This window comes from Stenotrophomonas sp. TWI1151 (genome assembly GCF_039673135.1).
In the GTDB taxonomy this organism is placed as follows: domain Bacteria; phylum Pseudomonadota; class Gammaproteobacteria; order Xanthomonadales; family Xanthomonadaceae; genus Stenotrophomonas.
The window spans coordinates 214,254-234,616 of record NZ_JBDJLA010000004.1 but is presented as its reverse complement, the minus strand read 5'-3'; the positions used below and the strand labels follow the sequence as shown (position 1 = coordinate 234,616).

Here is a 20,363-nt window from a genome sequence, read left to right as displayed (position 1 = left end):
CCATGGCAGAGCAAGCACATTCCTTCATCGACCGACTTTCCGCACGTTTCGCAGGTGCGCAGGTCTTCGTGGTCGAACCCCGCGGCGAAGTGACGCTGGAAGTGCCCGCCGCTGACTGGCATGCCACCGCTCTGGCGCTGCGCGACGAATTCGGTTTCGAGCAGGCGGTTGACCTGTGCGGCCTGGACTACCTCGGCTATGGCAGCGACGAATGGGATACGGCCGATGTGTCGTCCCAGGGCTTCAGCCGTGGCGTAGAGGGCAAGTCCGTCGGTCGTTTCGCCTGGGGTGAATTCCCCACCCGCGAAACCAGCGATGGCGCCCAGCCGCAGCCGATCCCGCTGCAGCGTTTCGCCGTGGTTACCCAGCTGCGTTCCTACCAGCACAACCTCACGATGCGCATCCGTTGCTTTGCGCCGAACGAGGAGCTGCCGGTGGTCGCCTCGCTGACCAATATCTGGCCGGGCCTGAACTGGTTCGAACGTGAAGCGTTCGATCTGTTCGGCGTGATCTTCGAAGGTCACCCGGACCTGCGCCGGATCCTGACCGACTACGGCTTCGTCGGCCATCCGTTCCGCAAGGATTTCCCGCTGATCGGCAACGTCGAAGTGCGCTACGACGAAGAAAAACAGCGCGTCATCTATGAACCGGTGACCTCGGTCGAACCGCGTGTCGGCGTGCCGCGCGTGATCCGTGACGACGCCCGTTTCCAGACCGCTGCCGGTGAATCCGCGCAGTCGGAGGCAAGCAAGTGAGTGAATTCACCCAGGCCAGCCAGGCCTTTGCGAGCAACCCGGCCGAACTGCGCCAGGAAATCCGCAACTACACGATGAACTTCGGCCCGCAGCATCCGGCCGCGCACGGTGTGCTGCGCCTGATCCTGGAAATGGACGGCGAAACCATCATGCGTGCCGACCCCCACGTGGGCCTGCTGCACCGTGGTACCGAAAAGCTGGCCGAGTCCAAGCCGTTCAACCAGTCGATCGGCTACATGGATCGCCTGGATTACGTGTCGATGATGTGCAACGAGCACGCCTACGTGCGCGCGATCGAGACCCTGATGGGGATCGAGGCGCCGGAGCGTGCGCAATACATCCGCACCATGTTCGACGAAATCACCCGCATCCTGAATCACCTGATGTGGCTGGGGTCCAACGCGCTCGATCTGGGCGCGATGGCGGTCATGCTGTACGCCTTCCGCGAACGCGAAGAGCTGATGGACTGCTATGAAGCGGTCTCCGGCGCGCGCATGCACGCGGCGTACTACCGTCCGGGCGGCGTCTACCGCGACCTGCCGGACCACATGCCCAAGTACAAGGAATCGCGCTGGCACAAGGGCAAGGCCCTGAAGAACCTCAACGCCTCGCGCGAAGGTTCGCTGCTGGATTTCCTGGAGAACTTCACCGTTGAGTTCCCCAAGCGCGTGGACGAATACGAAACCCTGCTGACCGACAACCGTATCTGGAAGCAGCGTACGGTCGGCATCGGCGTGGTCACCCCGGAACTGGCGCATGCCTGGGGCATGACCGGCGTGATGCTGCGCGGCTCGGGCATCGCCTGGGATCTGCGCAAGAAGCAGCCGTATGCCAAGTACGACGCGGTCGAGTTCGACATCCCGCTCGGCAAGGAAGGTGACTGCTACGACCGTTACCTGTGCCGCGTGGCCGAGATGCGCGAATCCAACCGCATCATCAAGCAGTGCGTGACCTGGCTGAAGGCCAACCCGGGTCCGGTCATGGTCAAGAACTTCAAGGTCGCGCCGCCCAGCCGCGAAGACATGAAGGACGACATGGAAGCGCTGATCCATCACTTCAAGCTGTTCAGTGAAGGCTACTGCGTCCCGGTCGGCGAAACCTACGCCGCCGTCGAAGCGCCCAAGGGCGAGTTCGGCTGCTACCTGATGTCCGATGGTGCCAACAAGCCGTTCCGCGTGCATCTGCGCGCGCCGGGCTTCGCCCATCTGTCCTCGATCGACTCGATCGTGCGCGGCCACATGCTCGCCGACGTGGTGGCCATGATCGGCACCTACGATCTGGTGTTCGGCGAGGTGGACCGGTGATCGCATCCGCTTGCACGACGCCTGACACCCGCCGGCTGCTGCCGGCGCTGCAGGTTCTGGTTTTTAACGATTTCGTATTCGCTGAGGTCGGCCGATGAAGGCGACAGGTAATTTCGAGGCGGCGCGTGACGTCGACCCGATGGTGGTCTTGAATGACAAGACCCGTGCGCACATCGATCACTGGCTGGCCAAGTTCCCGCCGGATCGCAAGCGCTCGGCTGTCCTGCAGGGCCTGCACGCCGCACAGGAACAGAATGCAGGCTGGCTGACCGACGAGCTGATCGCCGGCGTCGCCAAGTACCTGGATCTGCCGCCGGTGTGGGCCTACGAGGTCGCCAGCTTCTACTCGATGTTCGAACTGGAGAAGGTCGGCCGCCACAACGTCGCCTTCTGCACGAACATCAGCTGCTGGTTGAACGGTGCCGAAGACCTGGTCGCGCACGCCGAGAAGAAGCTCGGCTGCAAGACCGGACAGTCCACCGCCGACGGCCGCATCTACCTCAAGCGCGAAGAAGAATGCCTGGCCGGTTGCGCCGGTGCGCCGATGATGGTCATCAATGGCCATTACCACGAGCGCCTGACCGTCGAGAAAGTCGACGAGCTGCTGGACGGGTTGGAGTAAGACATGGCACATCATCACGCACCCAGTGGTCCGGTCGGTCCCGCACCGTTGCCGCACCAGGTGGTCTACACCACCCTGCATTACGACACTCCGTGGTCGTATGAAAGCTACCTCAAGACCGGTGGCTACGCTGCCCTGCGCAAGATCCTCGAAGAGAAGATCTCGCCGGAGCAGGTCATCGAGATGGTCAAGCAGTCCAACCTGCGCGGCCGTGGCGGCGCGGGTTTCCCGACCGGCCTGAAGTGGTCCTTCATGCCCAAGGGCACCATGCAGAAGTACATCCTGTGCAACTCGGATGAATCCGAGCCGGGGACCTGCAAGGACCGCGACATCCTGCGTTACAACCCGCATTCGGTCGTGGAAGGCATGGCGATCGCCTGCTACGCCACCGGCTCGACCGTGGGCTACAACTACCTGCGTGGCGAGTTCCACCACGAGCCGTTCGAGAACTTCGAACAGGCCCTGGCCGACGCATACGCGAACGGCTGGCTGGGCAAGGACATCCTCGGCAGCGGCGTGGACATCGACATCTACGGTGCGCTGGGTGCCGGCGCCTACATCTGCGGCGAAGAAACCGCGCTGATGGAATCGCTGGAAGGCAAGAAGGGCCAGCCGCGCTACAAGCCGCCGTTCCCGGCCAACTTCGGCCTGTACGGCAAGCCGTCGACGATCAACAACACCGAGACGTATGCCTCGGTGCCGGCGATCATCCGCAACGGCCCGGAATGGTTCGCAGGCCTGAGCCTGACCAAGAACGGCGGTCCGAAGATCTTCTCGGTCTCCGGTTGCGTGCAGAAGGGCGGCAACTTCGAAGTGCCGCTGGGCACCACCTTTGACGACCTGCTGGAAATGGCCGGTGGTCTGAAGCCGGGCCGCACGCTCAAGGGCGCGGTCCCGGGCGGCGTCTCGATGCCGGTGCTGAAGGCCGAAGAGCTCAAGGGCCTGCAGATGGACTACGACACCCTGCGTGCCCTGGGCACCGGTCTGGGGTCGGGCGCCATCGTGGTGCTGGATGACAGCGTCTGCTGCGTCAAGTTCGCCTGCCGCATCAGCCAGTTCTTCCACAAGGAATCCTGTGGGCAGTGCACCCCGTGCCGTGAAGGCACCGGCTGGATGCACCGTGTGCTGGAGCGCATCGTCGCCGGCAAGGCCACGATGGAAGACCTGCATCAGTTGAAGACGGTGGCCGGCCAGATTGAAGGCCACACCATCTGCGCGTTCGGTGAAGCGGCGGCATGGCCCATCCAGGGCTTCCTGCGCCAGTTCTGGGACGAATTCGAGTACTACATCGTCAACGGTCATTCGATGGTTGACGGCAAGAAGGTGGAGGCAGCCGCCGCATGAGCGCGCAACCCGTAAACCCGAGCGTGCCACCGGATCATGTGACCGTCGAAATCGACGGCCAGTCCCTGGTCGTGCCCAAGGGCTCGATGATCATCCAGGCCGCCGACAAGGCGGGCATTCCGATCCCGCGCTTCTGCTACCACGAGAAGCTGCCGATCGCCGCCAACTGCCGCATGTGCCTGGTCGACGTGGAAAAGTCGCCCAAGCCGGCACCGGCCTGCGCCACGCCCGTCATGGATGGCATGAAGGTCGCCACCCGCAGTGAAAAGGCGCTGAAGTTCCAGCGCTCGGTGATGGAATTCCTGCTGATCAACCATCCGCTGGACTGCCCGATCTGCGATCAGGGCGGCGAGTGCGAGTTGCAGGACGTGTCGCTGGGCTATGGCCGTTCGGTCAGCCGTTTCAACGAGCGCAAGCGCGTGGTGCCCGACGAGGACATCGGTCCGCTGGTCGCCACCGAAATGACCCGCTGCATCCAGTGCACCCGCTGCGTCCGCTTCACCGCCGACGTTGCCGGTACCTACGAGCTGGGTGGCATGTACCGCGGTGAGAACCTGCAGATCGGCACCTACGACGGCAAGCCGTTGACCACCGAGCTGTCCGGCAACGTCGTCGACGTCTGCCCGGTCGGCGCGCTGACCAACAAGGTGTTCCAGTTCCGCGCCCGTCCGTGGGAACTGACCGCGCGCGAGTCGCTGGGTTACCACGACGCGATGGGCTCGAACCTGTTCCTGCACGTGCGCCGCGGCGAAGTGCTGCGCGCCGTGCCGCGCGACAACGAGTCGGTCAACGAATGCTGGCTGTCCGATCGCGACCGCTATTCGCACCAGGGCTTGTACAGCGATGACCGTGCGGTCAAGCCGCTGCGCAAGCTCAATGGCGAGTGGAAGGAAGTGAGCTGGGCTGAAGGCCTGGCCGCTGCCAAGGAAATCTTCGCCGCCCATCAGGGCGATGACCTCGGCGTGCTGGTGCACCCGTCGGCCTCGAACGAGGAGGGCGCACTGCTGGCCCGTCTCGCTGCCGGTCTGGGCACCACCAACATCGACCACCGCATCAACAACCGCGACTTCTCCGACGCCGCCACCGCCGAAGTGTTCGGCCTGCCGCTGGCCGAGATCGAAGGCGCGGACAGCATCGTCGTGCTGGGCAGCAACATCCGCCACGAGCTGCCGCTGCTGCATGCCCGCCTGCGCAAGGCGCAGACCACGCGCAATGCGAAGATCCACGCCGTCAATCCGGTGGACTTCGATTTCGCGTTCAAGCTGGCCAGCAAGCAGATCGTCGCCCCGTCGGCCTTCATCGACGCACTGGGCAACGCCGAGCTGCGTGACGCCGTCAAGGGCGCAAGCAACGCCGTGCTGATCGTCGGTGGGATCGCCGAAAACCACCCGCAGGCTGCCGCGATCCGCGCCGCTGCGCGTGATTTCGCCGCTGCCACCGGTGCCAAGCTGTGCCGTATCCCGCAGGGCGCCAATGCCGTGGGTCTGACCCGCGCCGGCGTGCTGCCGGCCGGCAAGGACGTCAACGCCATGCTGGCCCAGCCGCGCAAGGCCTATGCCATCTACGGCATCGAGCCGGGCCTGGACTTCGCCGACGCCGCCGCTGCCCGCAAGGCACTGGCCGGTGCCCAGGTGGTGGCTTTCAGCCAGTTCGCCTGTGCCTCCACCCGCGACGTCGCCGACGTGATCCTGCCGATCGGCGCGCTGCCGGAAGTGGATGCCACCCTGACCAACCTTGATGGTCGCGAGCAGTCGGCCCGTGCCGGCGGCAAGCTGCCGGGTGAGGCGCGTGAAGGCTGGCGTGTGCTGCGTGCACTGGGCGGCGAACTGTCGCTGGCCGGTTTCGAGTTCACCGATCTGGCCGGCCTGCGCGCCAGCCTGGCACCGGTCAGCGTCACCGTCTCGTCCTCGGCGGCAACGCCGGTGGCAGGTGAGGGCCTGGAAGTGACCTCGACCGCCGCGATCTACCGCACCGATGCGGTGGTCCGTCGCGCCCAGGCACTGCAGTCGCATCCGCTCAACACCGCGCCGCGCATCGTGCTCAACACCGCCGATGCCGCCCGCCTGCAGTTGGCCGAAGGGCAGATGGCCAAGGTCGGCACCGATGCCGGTCGCGCCACCCTGCCGGTGGTGGTCGACGCCCGCGTCGCCGCGGGGTCGGTCTGGATTGAATCGGGCCACGGTGCAACCGCACCGCTGGGTGCCGCACGCGTAACGGTGGTGGCTGCATGAACGAATTGCTGTTGAACGCGGTCGACCCGCTGCACCAGTGGCTGCTGTCACTGGGCGACATCGGCGCGCTGCTCTGGATCATCTTGAAGATCCTGGTGATCGCCATGCCGGTGATCATCTCGGTGGCCTTCTACGTGGTCTGGGAGCGCAAGCTGATCGGCTGGATGCACGTGCGTCATGGCCCGATGTATGTCGGCATGGGCATCTTCCAGGCCTTCGCCGACGTCTTCAAACTGCTGTTCAAGGAAATCATCCAGCCGAGCAGCTCGCACAAGGCGATGTTCATCCTTGCGCCGCTGATCACGCTGGGCCCGGCCTTCGCGGCCTGGTCGGTGATTCCCTTCGACGCCAAGATCGTGCTGTCCAACGCCAACGCCGGCCTGCTGTATCTGCTGGCGATGACCTCGCTGGGCGTGTACGGCATCATCCTGGCCGGTTGGGCCTCCAACTCGAAGTATGCGTTCCTGGGTGCCATGCGCGCCTCGGCGCAGATGATCAGCTACGAAATCGCGATGGGCTTCGCCCTGGTCGGCGTGATGATCGCCTCGGGCAGCCTCAACCTGAGCAACATCGTGATGGCGCAGGCGGGCAACTCCGGTCTGTTCGACTGGTTCCTGCTGCCGCTGTTCCCGTTGTTCATCGTGTACTGGGTGTCCGGCGTCGCCGAAACCAACCGCGCGCCGTTCGACGTGGTGGAAGGTGAATCGGAAATCGTGGCCGGCCACATGGTCGAATACTCCGGTGGTGCCTTCGCGCTGTTCTTCCTGGCCGAATACGCCAACATGATCCTGATCAGCTTCCTGATCTCGATCTTCTTCCTCGGTGGTTGGCTGAGCCCGCTCCAGGGTTGGATCACGGCAGACATCTCGCCGTGGATCGACTGGATCTGGAAGGGCGGCTGGCCGTGGCTGCTGCTGAAGGTCTTCTTCTTCGCCAGCTCCTACATCTGGTTCCGTGCCAGCTTCCCGCGCTTCCGTTACGACCAGATCATGCGTCTGGGCTGGAAGGTCTTCATCCCGCTCACCATCTTCTGGATTGCAGTGACGGCGTTGATGGTGTTTTACGGCGTGATCCAGAAGGGCGTCTAAGCGATGAACCGAATTACTCATTACTTCAAAAGCCTGCTGCTCCTTGAGCTGCTCGGTGGTCTGTGGCTGACCCTGAAGTACGCCTTCAAGCCGAAGTACACGATGATGTACCCGATGGAGAAGTTCCCGCAGTCGCCGCGTTTCCGCGGTCTGCATGCACTTCGCCGCTACCCCAACGGTGAGGAACGCTGCATCGCATGCAAATTGTGCGAAGCGGTGTGCCCGGCGCTGGCGATCACCATCGATTCGGCCAAGCGCGAGGACGGCACCCGCCGTACCACCCGTTACGACATCGATCTGTTCAAGTGCATCTTCTGCGGCTTCTGTGAAGAAAGCTGCCCGGTGGACTCGATCGTCGAGACCCACATTCTCGAGTACCACTTCGAGAACCGTGGCGAGAACATCGTTACCAAGCCGCAGCTGCTGGCCATCGGTGATCGGCTTGAAGCCGAGATCGCCGAGCGTCGCGCCGCCGATGCCGCTTTCCGCTGAGGTCGAATGATGGATTGGGTAAATATCAGTTTCTGGGTCTTCTCCATCGTGGCGGGCATTTCCGCTGCGGCGGTGATCAGCGTGCGCAATCCGGTCTACGCCGTGTTGTGCCTGATCCTGACCTTCTTCTCCGTGGCCTGCATCTGGATCCTGGTCGGGGCCGAGTTCCTCGGTGTCGCGCTGGTGCTGGTCTACGTCGGCGCGGTGATGGTGCTGTTCCTGTTCGTGGTGATGATGCTGGACATCGATCCCTCCAACCTGCGTGAGGGCTGGGTGCGTTACCTGCCGCTCGGCCTGGTGGTGGCGGTGACGATGCTGGTGCAGATGCTGGTGCTGATCGGCGTGAAGGGCAGGGCGGTCAATCCGTTCCCGGCCGACAACGCTGCCGCGCTGGCCGCCGACACCTCCAACATCACCTGGCTGGCCCGCAGCCTGTTCACCGAGTACCTGCTGCCGTTCGAGTTCGCCGCCGTCATCCTGACCGTGGCCGTGGTTGCCGCCGTGATGCTGACCCTGCGTCGCCGCACCGGCCTGAAGACACAGAACCCGTCCGAGCAGACCATGGTCAAGGGCAGCGATCGCCTGCGCATCGTCAAAATGGATGTGGAGAAGCCGGTCGTGCACACCAACATCAAGCCGTCCAGCAACGAGGAGGCGCAGCCATGATCACGCTTGGCCATATTCTGGCGCTGGGTGCGGTGCTGTTCTGCATCAGCCTTGCCGGCATCTTCCTCAACCGCAAGAACATCATCGTGCTGTTGATGTCCATCGAGTTGATGCTGCTGTCGGTCAACATCAATTTCGTCGGGTTCTCGCGTGAGATGGGTGATACGGCCGGACAGCTGTTCGTCTTCTTCATCCTGACCGTGGCCGCGGCCGAGGCCGCCATCGGCCTCGCGATCCTGGTAACCCTGTTCCGTACTCGCCGCACCATCAATGTCGGCGAAGTCGATTCGCTGAAGGGCTGATCCGTAGATGGAAATCACTCTCTCCAAGAGTCTGTTGATCGCAGTGGTGCTTGCACCGCTGTTCGGCAGCATCATCGCCGGCCTGTTCGGTCGTCAGGTCGGTCGCGCTGGCGCGCAGGCGGTCACCATCCTCGGCGTGGCGGTCAGCTGCGTGCTGTCCAGCTACGTGCTGTACATGCTGCTGTGGGGCGGCGCCCAGCCGTTCAACCAGAACCTCTATACGTTCTTCGAAGTGGGCCAGTACTCGGCGCACGTCGGCTTCATGGTCGACAAGCTCACCGCGATGATGATGGTCGTGGTGACCTTCGTGTCGTTCCTGGTGCACGTGTACACCATCGGCTACATGCAGGATGACCCGGGCTACCAGCGGTTCTTCAGCTACATCTCGCTGTTCACCTTCTCGATGCTCACCCTGGTGATGAGCAACAACTTCCTGCAGCTGTTCTTCGGCTGGGAAGCGGTGGGCCTCGTCTCGTACCTGCTGATCGGTTTCTGGTTCAAGCGCCCGACCGCCATCTTCGCCAACATGAAGGCCTTCCTGGTCAACCGTGTCGGTGACTTCGGCTTCATCCTCGGCATCGCCGGCGTGCTGTGGGTGTTCGGCACCCTGGATTACGCCACCGTGTTCGCCAATGCCCAGGTGCTGGGCCATCCGGACGCGCTGATCCAGATCTGGTCGGGCACGATCGACCTGTTCGGCACCTCCATTCCGGTGATGAGCGAGCCGGTGATCTGGTCGGTTGCCACGGTGATCTGCATCTGCCTGTTCATCGGTGCGATGGGCAAGTCGGCCCAGGTGCCGCTGCACGTCTGGCTGCCGGACTCGATGGAAGGCCCGACCCCGATCTCGGCCCTGATCCACGCCGCGACCATGGTCACCGCGGGCATCTTCATGGTCACCCGCATGTCGCCGCTGTTCGAGCTGTCGCAGACCGCGCTGAACTTCGTGCTGTTCATCGGCGCCACCACCGCGTTCTTCACCGGCCTGATCGGCATCGTGCAGAACGACATCAAGCGCGTCGTCGCGTACTCCACGCTGTCCCAGCTGGGTTACATGACCGTGGCGCTGGGTGTGTCGGCCTATTCGGCCGCCGTGTTCCACCTGATGACCCACGCCTTCTTCAAGGCGCTGCTCTTCCTCGGCGCGGGCTCGGTGATCATCGCGATGCACCACGAGCAGGACATGCGCAAGATGGGCGGCCTGCGCAAGTACATGCCGATCACCTTCGTCACCATGTGGATCGGTACGCTGGCCCTGGTCGGTACCCCGTTCTTCTCCGGCTTCTACTCCAAGGACACCATCATCGAGGCCGCGCAGCACCACGCGCATGTGTCCTCGAGCTGGGTGGCAACCTACGGGTACTGGGCGGTGCTGGGTGGCGTGGTCGTGACCAGCTTCTACAGCTTCCGTCTGCTGTTCCTGACCTTCCATGGCAAGGAACGCTTCCGCGATGCGCATGACGATCACGGCCATGGCCATGACGGTCACCACGCCGCTGACGCGCATGCAGCCGATGCCCACCATGGCGACGCGCATCATGACGATCATGGCCACGGCCATGGCGCGCATGAGCCGCACGAGACCCCGTGGGTGGTGACGCTGCCGCTGATCCTGCTGGCGATCCCCTCGATGGTCATCGGTTTCTTCAGCATCGGTCCGATGCTGTACGGCACCGACTGGGCCGGCCACCATGCCGACGCTGCCATCCCGGGCCAGGTGCATTCGTTCTTCACCGGTATCGTTGATTTCTACGACCCGGCGCGCAACACCATTGGTGCGCTGGCCGAAGAGTTCCACGGCCCGGTGGCCTTCGCCATTCACGGCATGATGGCCCCGGCCTTCATCCTGACGGTGGTCGGTTTCCTGCTGGCGGCGCTGTTCTACCTGTGGAAGCCGGAACTGGCCGGCAAGGCCCGCAAGACCTTCGCGCCGATCGTGTCGGTGCTGGAGAACAAGTACGGCTTCGACAAGCTCTGGATCGGCGGGTTCGCCGGCGGCGGTATCAAGCTCGGCAAGGTTTCGCGCGCGATCGACACGAATGTGGTCGATGGTGTGGTGGTCAACGGTTCGGCGCGCCTGATCGATCTGGCGGCCAACCTGCTGCGTCGCACCCAATCCGGTTTCCTCTATCACTACGCCTTCGCGATGATCATCGGCCTGATTGCCCTTCTGGGCGTCCTGATGCATTACCTGCGTTGATGACCTGTACGGAATAAGAAGACGTGTCGAACTGGCCCCTACTTAGTGTTCTCATCTGGCTGCCGATCATCGGCGGTGCCTTGATCCTTGCCATCCGTGATGCCCAAACCGCCCGGTGGGCGTCCCTGGGCGTCGCGGTGCTGACCTTCGTGGCCAGCCTGTCGCTGCTCAGCGGCTATGACACGGGAATCGACGCGCTGCAGTTCGTCGAGACCCGCGCCTGGATTCCCGCCTACGACATCGGCTACAACCTCGGCGTCGACGGCATCGCGATCGCGCTGATCCTGCTGACCACGCTGGTCTCGGTGCTGGCCCTGATCGGTGCCTGGAGCGCGATCGACAAGCGCGTGAACCAGTACGTGGCCGCCTTCCTGATCCTGGAAGGTGTCACGGTGGGTATCTTCTCTGCGACGGACGCGATGCTGTTCTACGTGTTCTTCGAAGCGATGCTGATCCCGATGTTCCTGATCATCGGTGTCTGGGGCGGCCCGCGCCGCATCTACGCCGCGCTGAAGTTCTTCCTGTACACCTTCCTCGGCTCGGTGCTGATGCTGGTTGCGCTGATCTACCTGTACCTGAAGGGCGGCAGCTTCCAGCTGGCCGACCTGTACCAGCTGCAGCTGTCGGGCAAGGAACAGACCTGGATCTTCTTCGCGTTCCTGATCGCCTTCGCGGTCAAGGTGCCGATGTTCCCGGTCCACACCTGGCTGCCGGACGCCCACGTGGAAGCGCCGACCGCCGGTTCGGTGATCCTGGCCGCCATCGCCCTGAAGATCGGTGGCTACGGCTTCCTGCGCTTCAACCTGCCGATCGTGCCGGACGCCTCGCATGAATGGGCCTGGCTGGTGATCGCGCTGTCGCTCATTGCGGTGATCTACGTCGGCCTGGTCGCCCTGGTGCAGGACGACATGAAGAAGCTGATCGCCTATTCGTCGATCGCCCACATGGGCTTCGTCACCCTGGGCACCTTCATCGCTCTGTGGCTGGTGCGTGACGCCGGCAACCCGGACGCAGCCCGCCTGGGCCTGCAGGGCGCGATGGTGCAGATGGTCTCGCACGGTTTCGTGTCCGGCGCGATGTTCTCCTGCGTGGGTGTGCTGTACGACCGCATGCACAGCCGCCGCATCGCCGATTACGGCGGCGTGGTCAACGTGATGCCCTGGTTCGCCACCTTCGCCATGCTGTTCTTCATGGCCAATGCCGGCCTACCGGGTACCAGCGGTTTCGTCGGTGAATTCATGATCATCATGGCCAGCTTCCAGCGCAATCCGTGGCTGGCACTCGGCGCGGCGAGCACCCTGGTGATCACCGCGGCGTATACGCTGTGGCTGTACAAGCGCGTGTTCTTCGGTGAAGTGGCCAACGCCCATGTCGCCGAACTGAAGGACATCAACGGTCGCGAGTGGCTGGTGTTGGGTGTATTCGCCGTGGGCACCCTTGCCCTGGGCCTGTACCCCAAGCCGCTGACCGACCTGATGGAGCCCTCGATCGCGAAGCTGGCGATGCAGATCGCATCCAGCAAGCTGCTGTAATCGGGCCGTCGAGAGTATTGATTCCAGGATTTGATGATGACCACCTCGCCGCTGTTGCCACTGACCGCCGCTGACCTCCCGCCGCTCGCTCCCGAGCTGGTGCTGGTTGGCAGTGCGTTCGCCCTGTTGATGCTTGATCTTTTCATCAGTGAGAAGAACAAGATCTGGACCCACCTGTTCTCGATCGCTGCGCTGGCGGTCGTGTTCTTCATGCTCGCCACCGGAGTGGGCGGGCAGGGCGAGGTCTTCCACGGCATGTTCGTCCGCGACAACGCGGCCGACGTGATGAAGACCGTGATCGTGCTGTGCAGCGGCCTGACCCTGATCTACGGCTGGAGCTACCTGCGCGAGCGCAAGCTCTACCAGGGCGAGATCCCGGTGCTGATCCTGTTCGCCACCGCGGGCATGATGATCCTGGTCTCGGCCGGCAGCCTGCTGATGGTCTATCTGGGCCTGGAACTGCTGGCGCTGTGCTCCTACGCCCTGGTCGCCAGCAACCGTGAAAACGGTCTGGCCTCGGAAGCGGCGATGAAGTACATCGTGCTCGGCTCGCTGGCATCGGGCCTGCTGCTGTACGGCATGTCGCTGATCTACGGCGCCACCGGTTCGCTGCACCTGGACGCCATCAACGCCGCCATCCCGCATACCGAAGAGAAGATGCTGCTGCTGACCGGCGCGGTGTTCATGATCGCCGGTGTGGCCTTCAAGCTCGGCGCCGCTCCGTTCCACATGTGGCTGCCCGACGTCTACCAGGGTGCCCCGGCACCGGTCGCGCTGTTCATCAGCTCGGCCCCGAAGCTGGCCGCGTTCGGCATGGCCTACCGCCTGCTGGAAATGGGCGTGGGTCCGCTGGCGGACGAGTGGAAGTACCTGATCGGTGGCCTGGCCGCACTGTCGCTGGTGATCGGCAACCTGATGGCGATCGCGCAGACCAACCTCAAGCGCATGCTGGCGTTCTCGACTGTCTCGCACATCGGCTTCCTGCTGATGGGCATGGCCGGGGGGGGCGAGCGGGGTTACTCGGCGGCGCTGTTCTACGCCCTGAGCTACGCGATCATGTCCACGGCTGCGTTCGGCGCGATCATCGCGCTGTCGCGCAACGGCTTTGAAGCCGAGAAGATCGAAGACTTCAAGGGCCTCAATGCCCGCAACCCGTGGATGGCCGGCCTGGTGCTGTGCATCATGGCGTCGCTGGCAGGCATCCCGCCGTTCCTGGGCTTCTGGACCAAGCTGGCCGTCCTCGGCGCGGCGATCCAGGGCGACATGCTGTGGCTGGCCATGGTCGGCGTGATCTGCGCCGTGATCGGCTGCTTCTACTACCTGCGCGTCATCAAGGTCATGTACTTCGATGAGCCGGTGGGTGAGCCGCTGCCGGCCAACAACGATCGCGTGCTGGGCGTTGTGCTGGGCGTGAATGCCTTGGCGCTGCTGGCCCTGGGCGTGGCGTGGAACCCGATCATGGTGTGGTGCCAGCAGGCATTTGCACATATTTCGTAAAAAACGATACAAACGTGCGCAACTCGTGTAATATTCATCTCCTGAGTTGTTGATGCAGCGGTTTCGCCAGAACATCGTTGCGGTAGGTGCCAGCCGTTGGTTGGCACACAACTCATCCGCTTCTGCTGCGGGGTGGAGCAGTCTGGCAGCTCGTCGGGCTCATAACCCGAAGGTCGCAGGTTCAAATCCTGCCCCCGCTACCATATAGCTCCGGTTCAAGCCGGAGGCAGTGGACGAATCAAGCGATACCGGAAACGGTGTCGCTTTTTTCGTTGTAGAGCCGACCGTTGGTCGGCTGCTCCAGCTGCTCCAGCTGCTCCAGCTGCTCCGGCTGCTCCAGCTGCTCCAGCTGCTCCGGCTGCTCCAGCTGCTCCAGCTGCTCCAGCTGCTCCAGCTGCTCCAGCTGCTTCGGCTGCTCCGGCTGCTTCGGACCTTTCGGTAGAGCCGACCGTTGCTCGGCTGCCTTTCCTGGACGTCGAACGATATGTTTCACAAGGGGGTTGCACAGTAGTGAAAACTCCCTTACAATTCCGCTTCTGCTGCGGGGTGGAGCAGTCTGGCAGCTCGTCGGGCTCATAACCCGAAGGTCGCAGGTTCAAATCCTGCCCCCGCTACCACAGAAAATCTGCAGTGCAGATGCAGTAGACGAAAAGGCGATCTCGGCAACGAGGTCGCTTTTTTCGTTGTGGCATCGGCGACGTGGACGGCGACGCGGCATGACAGTGGAAAGGTCGGCGGAGCGGAGCGGAGCGGGGCGATGGCGGCTGCGGTGACGATGATTGACAGCCAGTCAGCGTCAATGACACGTCGTCGCGTGACATGTTGCCCCGCCTTTGCTTGCAACTTCAGTGACTGCCCAGCCATTTCCGTAGGCAGCGGTGTGGGCAGGTTGGCGGGACCATTGGGGCGACATGGATGTCGCCCATGAGTCCCCAAGGGTGAGGGCGCATTGCTTGCGAGGCGCTGCCTCGCATGCGTTCGAACGCACAACCGCCAGCGGCTGGGCCGGGCCGCGGAGCGGGGGTCACGGCGCGTCCCGCGGACCTGCCCGCACCGATGGCTTGGACGAACGCCCAAACAGCCCGCTCTGGCCGTTCAGCTTTCCGAATAGAGGCGCCAGCAGCCACCCCGGCCATTGCACCAGCGCGGTGCAACGGCTATCATCAGTGGCTTAGCGGACTGTCTACTCATCTCCTCTCAACGGATGTGAACAGGCCCCGCAACCGGCTTCCAGGAACGGCAACCTGTACCCAGGCCGCCGTGACCCCCGGAACGCTGGGCTCGCAGAAACGCACCACGTGCGTCTCTGCACCGGAATCCAGCATGACCGGAGTTGTACCGGACAGGGGCCCAACGGGCCCTTTGTTGTTTCCGGAAGGTGGTCCATGCAACGGACCAGACCCGTATTTCTTTTCAACGAATCAAGGCCGACTGTGAGCGACAAGGCAACCGAAATCGCGAATCTGCTCGCCCCCACCGTTCAGTCGCTGGGTCTCGAGCTGCTGGGCGTGGAATATCTCACCGCCCCGGGTGGTGCCACGCTGCGCCTGTACATCGACGTGCCGCTGGCCGAGCAGCCCGAGCGCATCGTCAACATCGACGACTGCGAACGTGTCAGCCGCGAAGTGTCTGCCCAGCTGGACGTCGAAGACCCGATCACGGCGAATTACACGCTGGAAGTGTCTTCGCCGGGCGTGGACCGCCCGCTGTTCACCGGCGACCAGTTCGAGCGCGCCATCGGCGAATCCGCCAAGGTGACGCTGAGCCTGCCGCAGGATGGCCGCCGCCGTCTGCAGGGCGAGATCCTCGCCGTGGATATCGAACAAGGCACGGTCACCTTCAAGGTCGACAATGCCCCGTTTACCGCCGACATCGAGAACATCGACAAGGCGCGCATCATGCCGGACTGGGCCGCCCTCGGCCTGGCTCCGACCAAACCGACTGGCCCGGCACCCAAACAGGGTGGCAAGGCGAACAAGAAACCATCCAACGAGCCGGCGGCCAAAAAGCCGCGCGCGGAGTGAGCCAATGAGCAAGGAACTTTTGCTGGTAGTGGATGCGGTCGCCAACGAAAAAGGCGTCCCGCGCGAAGTCATCTTCGATGCCATCGAGGCAGCGTTGGCTTCGGCTGCCAAAAAGCGTTACCCGGAAGAAGAAGTGCTGGCCCGTGTGTCGATCGACCACAAGGACGGCAACTACGAAACCTTCCGCCGCTGGGAAGTGGTGGCCGATGACGTGGTCATGGAGTCCCCGGACCGCCAGATCCGTCTGATGGACGCCATCGATGAAGCCGACGGCGTGGAAGTCGGCGATTTCATCGAAGAGCAGATCGAGAACCCGGACTTCGGCCGTATCGCCGCACAGGCCGCCAAGCAGGTGATCGTCCAGCGCGTGCGCGAGGCCGAGCGTCAGCAGGTGGTCGATGCGTGGAAGGATCGTGTCGGCGAACTGGTCACCGGTGTGGTCAAGCGCGCCGAGCGCGGCAACATCTATGTGGACCTGGGCGGCAACGCCGAGGCCTTCATTCCGAAGGACAAGGGCATTCCGCGCGACGTACTGCGCGCTGGCGACCGCGTGCGCGGTTACCTGGCCGAAGTCCGTTCGGAACCGCGTGGCCCGCAGCTGTTCATCAGCCGCGCCGCCCCGGAATTCATGATCGAACTGTTCAAGCTCGAAGTGCCGGAAGTCGGCCAGGGCCTGGTCGAGATCAAGGCCTGTGCACGTGATCCGGGCGACCGCGCCAAGATCGCCGTGCTGGCCCACGATTCGCGTACCGATCCGATCGGTGCCTGCATCGGCATGCGCGGTTCGCGCGTGCAGGCCGTGTCCAACGAGCTCAATGGCGAGCGCGTGGACATCGTGCTCTGGAACGAGAACCCCGCCAATTTCGTCATCAACGCGATGGCGCCGGCGGAAGTGCAGTCGATCATCGTCGATGAAGAAAAACACTCGATGGACCTGGCCGTGGCGGAAGAGCGCCTGGCCCAGGCGATCGGCAAGGGCGGCCAGAACGTCCGTCTTGCCAGCCGCCTGACCGGTTGGCAGCTCAATGTGATGACCCAGGACCAGGTGACCGCCAAGTCCGAGGCAGAGCAGGGCGTTGCCCGTCAGCTGTTCATGGACAAGCTGGAAGTGGATGAAGAAATCGCCGCCATCCTGGTGACCGAAGGCTTCAACACCGTGGAAGAAATCGCCTACGTCCCGGTCGGCGAACTGCTGGCCGTGGAAGGCTTCGACGAAGACATCGTCGAAGAGCTGCGTGCCCGTGCCCGCGATGCGCTGCTCAACGAAGCGCTGGCGGTGGAAGAAGGTCTGGAGGACGGTTCGCCGTCGGAAGACCTGCTCGCCCTGGAAGGCATGGACGAGGCAACTGCCTACGCCCTGGCCGGTCACGGCGTGCGTACCAGTGAGGACCTGTCGGACCTGGCCGCCGACGAGATCCTCGAGTTCGGCATCGAGGACATGGACCAGGAGCGCGCCGCCGCCCTGATCCTTGCCGCCCGAGCCGAGGAGATCGCCCGCCTGGAGCGCGGCGAATGAGCCAGCGATGAACAGTGCCCTGACCCGCTCAGGGCTTAGACTCCGCGCTGCCTTCGCACGTTTCGAGGGAGCGCCAACCAGATCATAGGATCCGAATGTCGCAGCAAACCACCATCCGCAAGCTTGCCGAACTGGTCAACACCCCGGTCGATAAACTGCTCGTACAACTTGCCGAAGCCGGCATGAAGTTCAGCGGTCCCGACCAGGTCGTGACCAGTACCGAGAAGGTGAAGCTCCTGGGCTTCCTTCGTCGTTCGCACGGCAAGACCGAGCAGCCCGTCGAGAGCAATGACGAGGCCGCCAAGAAGATCACCCTGAACCGTCGCAAGTTGCAGGAAGTGACCGTCAGCGCCGGCCGCAGCAAGACCACCGTCAACGTGGAAGTGCGCCAGAAGCGTACCTACATGAAGGACGCCAGCGGCAAGCCGATGACCGCGGATGAGGAGCGCGCCGACATCCTGCGCAAGCTGGAGGAATCCCGCCAGCGCAATCTGGACGAGCAGCGCGCACTGGCCGAGAAGGACCGTGCGCGCGACGAAGAAATCGCCCGCAAGCGTCAGGAAGAGATCGACGCCAAGGAACGTGCCGAAGCCGAGCGCAAGGCGGCCGAAGCCGCTGCAGAAGCGGCCAAGAACGCACCGCCGGCCCCGGCCCCGGTTGCCGCCAAGCCGGCTGCTGCCGATGCACCGGCCCGCAATGCGCGTCCGGCTGCACCGTCGGCTGCCCGTCCGGCACCGCGTTCGGACGATCGCAACTCGAACAACAACAACAACCGTCCGGGCGCCAAGCGCGACGACGATGGTGGCAACCGCTTCGCCGGTCAGCTGCATCTGTCGGCCGCCGATCGTGCCCGCCGCGGCAACAACAGCAACTCGCGCGGTCGTCCGACCGGGCGCGTGCAGCACGGCAGCCGCCGTGACAGCAACCAGTCGCGCAGCGGCGGTGGTGCCCATGGGTTCGAACGTCCGGTCGCGCCGATCGTGCGTGACGTCACCATCGGCGACACCATCACCGTCGCCGATCTGGCCCAGAAGCTGGCCGTCAAGGGCGGCGATGTGGTCAAGGCGCTGTTCAAGATGGGCGTCATGGCGACCATCACCCAGACCATCGACCATGACACTGCCGCGCTGGTGACCGAAGAACTCGGCCACAACGTGATCCGTGCCAACACCAACGACGCCGAAGACGCGCTGCTGGCGCTGGCCGGTGGCAACCAGGGCGAGCCGGTGGCACGTCCGCCGGTGGTCACCATCATGGGCCACGTCGATCACGGCAAGACCTCGCTGCTGGATTACATCCGCCGCACCAAGGTCGCCACGGGCGAAGCCGGTGGCATCACCCAGCACATCGGTGCGTACCACGTTGAAACGCCGAAGGGCGTGATCAGCTTCCTGGATACCCCGGGCCACGCGGCGTTTACGTCCATGCGTGCCCGCGGTGCCAAGCTGACCGACATCGTGGTGCTGGTGGTGGCGGCCGATGACGGCGTCATGCCGCAGACCAAGGAAGCCATCCAGCACGCCCGTTCGGCGGGTGTGCCGCTGATCGTGGCGATCAACAAGATCGACAAGTCCGGCGCCGATCCGATGCGCGTCAAGAACGAGCTGCTCACCGAGCAGGTCGTCTCCGAAGATTTCGGTGGTGACGTGCAGATGGTCGAGATCTCGGCCAAGGCCGGTCTGGGCATCGACGACCTGCTGGACGCGATCTCGATCCAGGCCGAACTGCTGGAACTGAAGGCCGTGGCCGACGGTCGCGCCAGCGGCGTGGTCATCGAGTCCTCGCTGGACAAGGGCCGTGGCCCGATCGCCACCGTGCTGGTGCAGCAGGGTTCGCTGAAGAAGGGCGATTACCTGGTCTGCGGTATCCAGTACGGCCGCGTGCGCGCGCTGTTCGATGAAACCGGCGCACAGCCCGACCAGGCTGGCCCGTCGATTCCGGTGCAGGTGCTGGGTCTGTCCGGCGTGCCGGATGCCGGTGATGACTTCGTCGTGGTTGAAGACGAGCGTCTGGCCAAGGACGTCGCGCAGCAGCGCGAAACCAAGCGCCGTGAATCGCGCCTGGTGCAGTCCGCCGGCAGCCGCATGGAAGACATCATGGCGACCCTGGGCAAGGGCGATGGCCAGCAGGTGCTGAACCTGGTGATCAAGGCTGACGTGCAGGGTTCGGTGCAGGCGCTGAGCCAGGCACTGGTCGCGCTGTCCAACGACGACATCCGCATCAACGTGATCCACTCCGGCGTGGGCGGCATCACCGAATCGGACGCCAACTCGGCGGTTGCCTCCAAGGCCACCGTGATCGGCTTCAACGTGCGTGCGGATGCTTCGGCCCGTCGCATCATTGAATCCAACGGCGTGGACCTGCGTTACTTCTCGATCATCTATGACGTGATCGATCAGGTGAAGCAGGTGGCCTCCGGTCTGCTCGGCGTGGAAATCCGCGAAGAGATCATCGGTATCGCCCAGGTCCGCGATGTGTTCCGCAGCTCGAAGTTCGGTGCGGTCGCAGGCTGCATGATCATCGAAGGTACGGTGAAGCGCAGCAAGCCGATCCGCGTCCTGCGCGACAGCGTCGTGGTCTTCGAAGGCGAGCTGGAATCGCTGCGTCGCTTCAAGGAGAACGTCGAAGAAGTCCGCAACGGTACCGAATGCGGTATCGGCGTGAAGGCTTACAACGACGTCAAGCCGGGTGATCAGATCGAGTGCTTCGAGCGTATCGAAGTGCCGCGCACCCTGTAATGTCGCGGTGGCCCGACCAACGGTCGGGCCCTACCGTGATGTTGCGCCCGAC

Annotated in this window: 16 protein-coding genes and 2 tRNA genes; 17 read left to right on the top strand and 1 reads right to left on the bottom strand. The window is 63.8% G+C overall.

Going from position 1 to position 20,363, the window contains the following annotated elements:
- The first annotated feature begins 2 nt into the window (after positions 1-2).
- The 13 genes from ABE422_RS08015 to ABE422_RS07955 all read left to right on the top strand — a co-directional run bounded on the left by ABE422_RS08015 (position 3) and on the right by ABE422_RS07955 (position 14,236).
- Positions 3-755 carry an NADH-quinone oxidoreductase subunit C gene (locus ABE422_RS08015; RefSeq protein ID WP_313208960.1) on the top strand — a complete coding sequence of 251 codons (753 nt, stop codon included), beginning with the start codon at positions 3-5 and terminating at the stop codon, positions 753-755.
- Positions 752-2,059: an NADH-quinone oxidoreductase subunit D gene (locus tag ABE422_RS08010; RefSeq protein WP_346482771.1), complete on the top strand. Its 1,308-nt coding sequence runs from the start codon at positions 752-754 to the stop codon at positions 2,057-2,059. Before ABE422_RS08015 ends, ABE422_RS08010 begins: the two co-directional genes overlap by 4 nt.
- 94 nt (positions 2,060-2,153) lie before the next feature.
- Positions 2,154-2,681: an NADH-quinone oxidoreductase subunit NuoE gene (nuoE, locus tag ABE422_RS08005; protein ID WP_121038421.1), complete on the top strand. Its 528-nt coding sequence runs from the start codon at positions 2,154-2,156 to the stop codon at positions 2,679-2,681.
- A 3-nt stretch (positions 2,682-2,684) separates the two neighbouring features.
- Positions 2,685-4,025 (top strand): NADH-quinone oxidoreductase subunit NuoF, encoded by a 1,341-nt coding sequence (gene nuoF / locus ABE422_RS08000; RefSeq protein ID WP_123730636.1) that lies wholly within the window; start codon positions 2,685-2,687, stop codon positions 4,023-4,025.
- Positions 4,022-6,256 (top strand): NADH-quinone oxidoreductase subunit NuoG, encoded by a 2,235-nt coding sequence (nuoG, locus tag ABE422_RS07995; protein ID WP_346481765.1) that lies wholly within the window; start codon positions 4,022-4,024, stop codon positions 6,254-6,256. The genes nuoF and nuoG overlap by 4 nt, the downstream gene beginning before the upstream one ends.
- Positions 6,253-7,344: an NADH-quinone oxidoreductase subunit NuoH gene (nuoH, locus tag ABE422_RS07990; protein WP_313208965.1), complete on the top strand. Its 1,092-nt coding sequence runs from the start codon at positions 6,253-6,255 to the stop codon at positions 7,342-7,344. Before nuoG ends, nuoH begins: the two co-directional genes overlap by 4 nt.
- 3 nt (positions 7,345-7,347) lie before the next feature.
- Positions 7,348-7,836: an NADH-quinone oxidoreductase subunit NuoI gene (gene nuoI, locus ABE422_RS07985; protein ID WP_121038409.1), complete on the top strand. Its 489-nt coding sequence runs from the start codon at positions 7,348-7,350 to the stop codon at positions 7,834-7,836.
- A 9-nt stretch (positions 7,837-7,845) separates the two neighbouring features.
- Complete coding sequence (locus ABE422_RS07980) at positions 7,846-8,502, top strand: NADH-quinone oxidoreductase subunit J (protein WP_121041162.1); 657 nt, start codon at positions 7,846-7,848, stop codon at positions 8,500-8,502.
- Complete coding sequence (nuoK, locus tag ABE422_RS07975; RefSeq protein ID WP_019182685.1) at positions 8,499-8,804, top strand: NADH-quinone oxidoreductase subunit NuoK; 306 nt, start codon at positions 8,499-8,501, stop codon at positions 8,802-8,804. The genes ABE422_RS07980 and nuoK overlap by 4 nt, the downstream gene beginning before the upstream one ends.
- A 7-nt stretch (positions 8,805-8,811) precedes the next feature.
- Entirely contained in the window at positions 8,812-11,004 is a 2,193-nt protein-coding gene (nuoL, locus tag ABE422_RS07970) for an NADH-quinone oxidoreductase subunit L (RefSeq protein WP_313208966.1), read from the top strand.
- Positions 11,005-11,027: 23 nt separating this feature from the next.
- Complete coding sequence (locus ABE422_RS07965) at positions 11,028-12,536, top strand: NADH-quinone oxidoreductase subunit M (protein ID WP_282260951.1); 1,509 nt, start codon at positions 11,028-11,030, stop codon at positions 12,534-12,536.
- A gap of 36 nt (positions 12,537-12,572) precedes the next feature.
- The gene (gene nuoN, locus ABE422_RS07960; protein ID WP_176989302.1) at positions 12,573-14,033 is read left to right on the top strand and encodes an NADH-quinone oxidoreductase subunit NuoN; all 1,461 of its coding nucleotides are present in this window, start codon (positions 12,573-12,575) and stop codon (positions 14,031-14,033) included.
- Positions 14,034-14,159: 126 nt separating this feature from the next.
- Positions 14,160-14,236: transfer RNA gene (locus ABE422_RS07955), tRNA-Met, on the top strand.
- A 35-nt stretch (positions 14,237-14,271) separates the two neighbouring features.
- Here ABE422_RS07955 and ABE422_RS07950 read toward each other — a convergent pair.
- Positions 14,272-14,526, bottom strand: coding sequence for a hypothetical protein (locus ABE422_RS07950; protein WP_346482770.1), 255 nt, complete (start codon positions 14,524-14,526; stop codon positions 14,272-14,274).
- 47 nt (positions 14,527-14,573) lie between these two features.
- On the opposite strand from ABE422_RS07950, the gene ABE422_RS07945 reads away from it, so the two are divergent.
- The 4 genes from ABE422_RS07945 to infB all read left to right on the top strand — a co-directional run bounded on the left by ABE422_RS07945 (position 14,574) and on the right by infB (position 20,311).
- A tRNA-Met gene (locus ABE422_RS07945) sits at positions 14,574-14,650 on the top strand.
- A gap of 816 nt (positions 14,651-15,466) precedes the next feature.
- On the top strand, positions 15,467-16,057 hold the full coding sequence (rimP, locus tag ABE422_RS07940) for a ribosome maturation factor RimP (RefSeq protein WP_313208968.1): 591 nt from the start codon (positions 15,467-15,469) through the stop codon (positions 16,055-16,057).
- 4 nt (positions 16,058-16,061) lie between these two features.
- Complete coding sequence (gene nusA / locus ABE422_RS07935) at positions 16,062-17,573, top strand: transcription termination factor NusA (RefSeq protein WP_019182690.1); 1,512 nt, start codon at positions 16,062-16,064, stop codon at positions 17,571-17,573.
- Positions 17,574-17,668: 95 nt separating this feature from the next.
- Positions 17,669-20,311, top strand: a complete 2,643-nt coding sequence (infB, locus tag ABE422_RS07930; protein WP_313208969.1) for a translation initiation factor IF-2 — start codon at positions 17,669-17,671, stop codon at positions 20,309-20,311.
- Positions 20,312-20,363 lie beyond the last annotated feature (52 nt).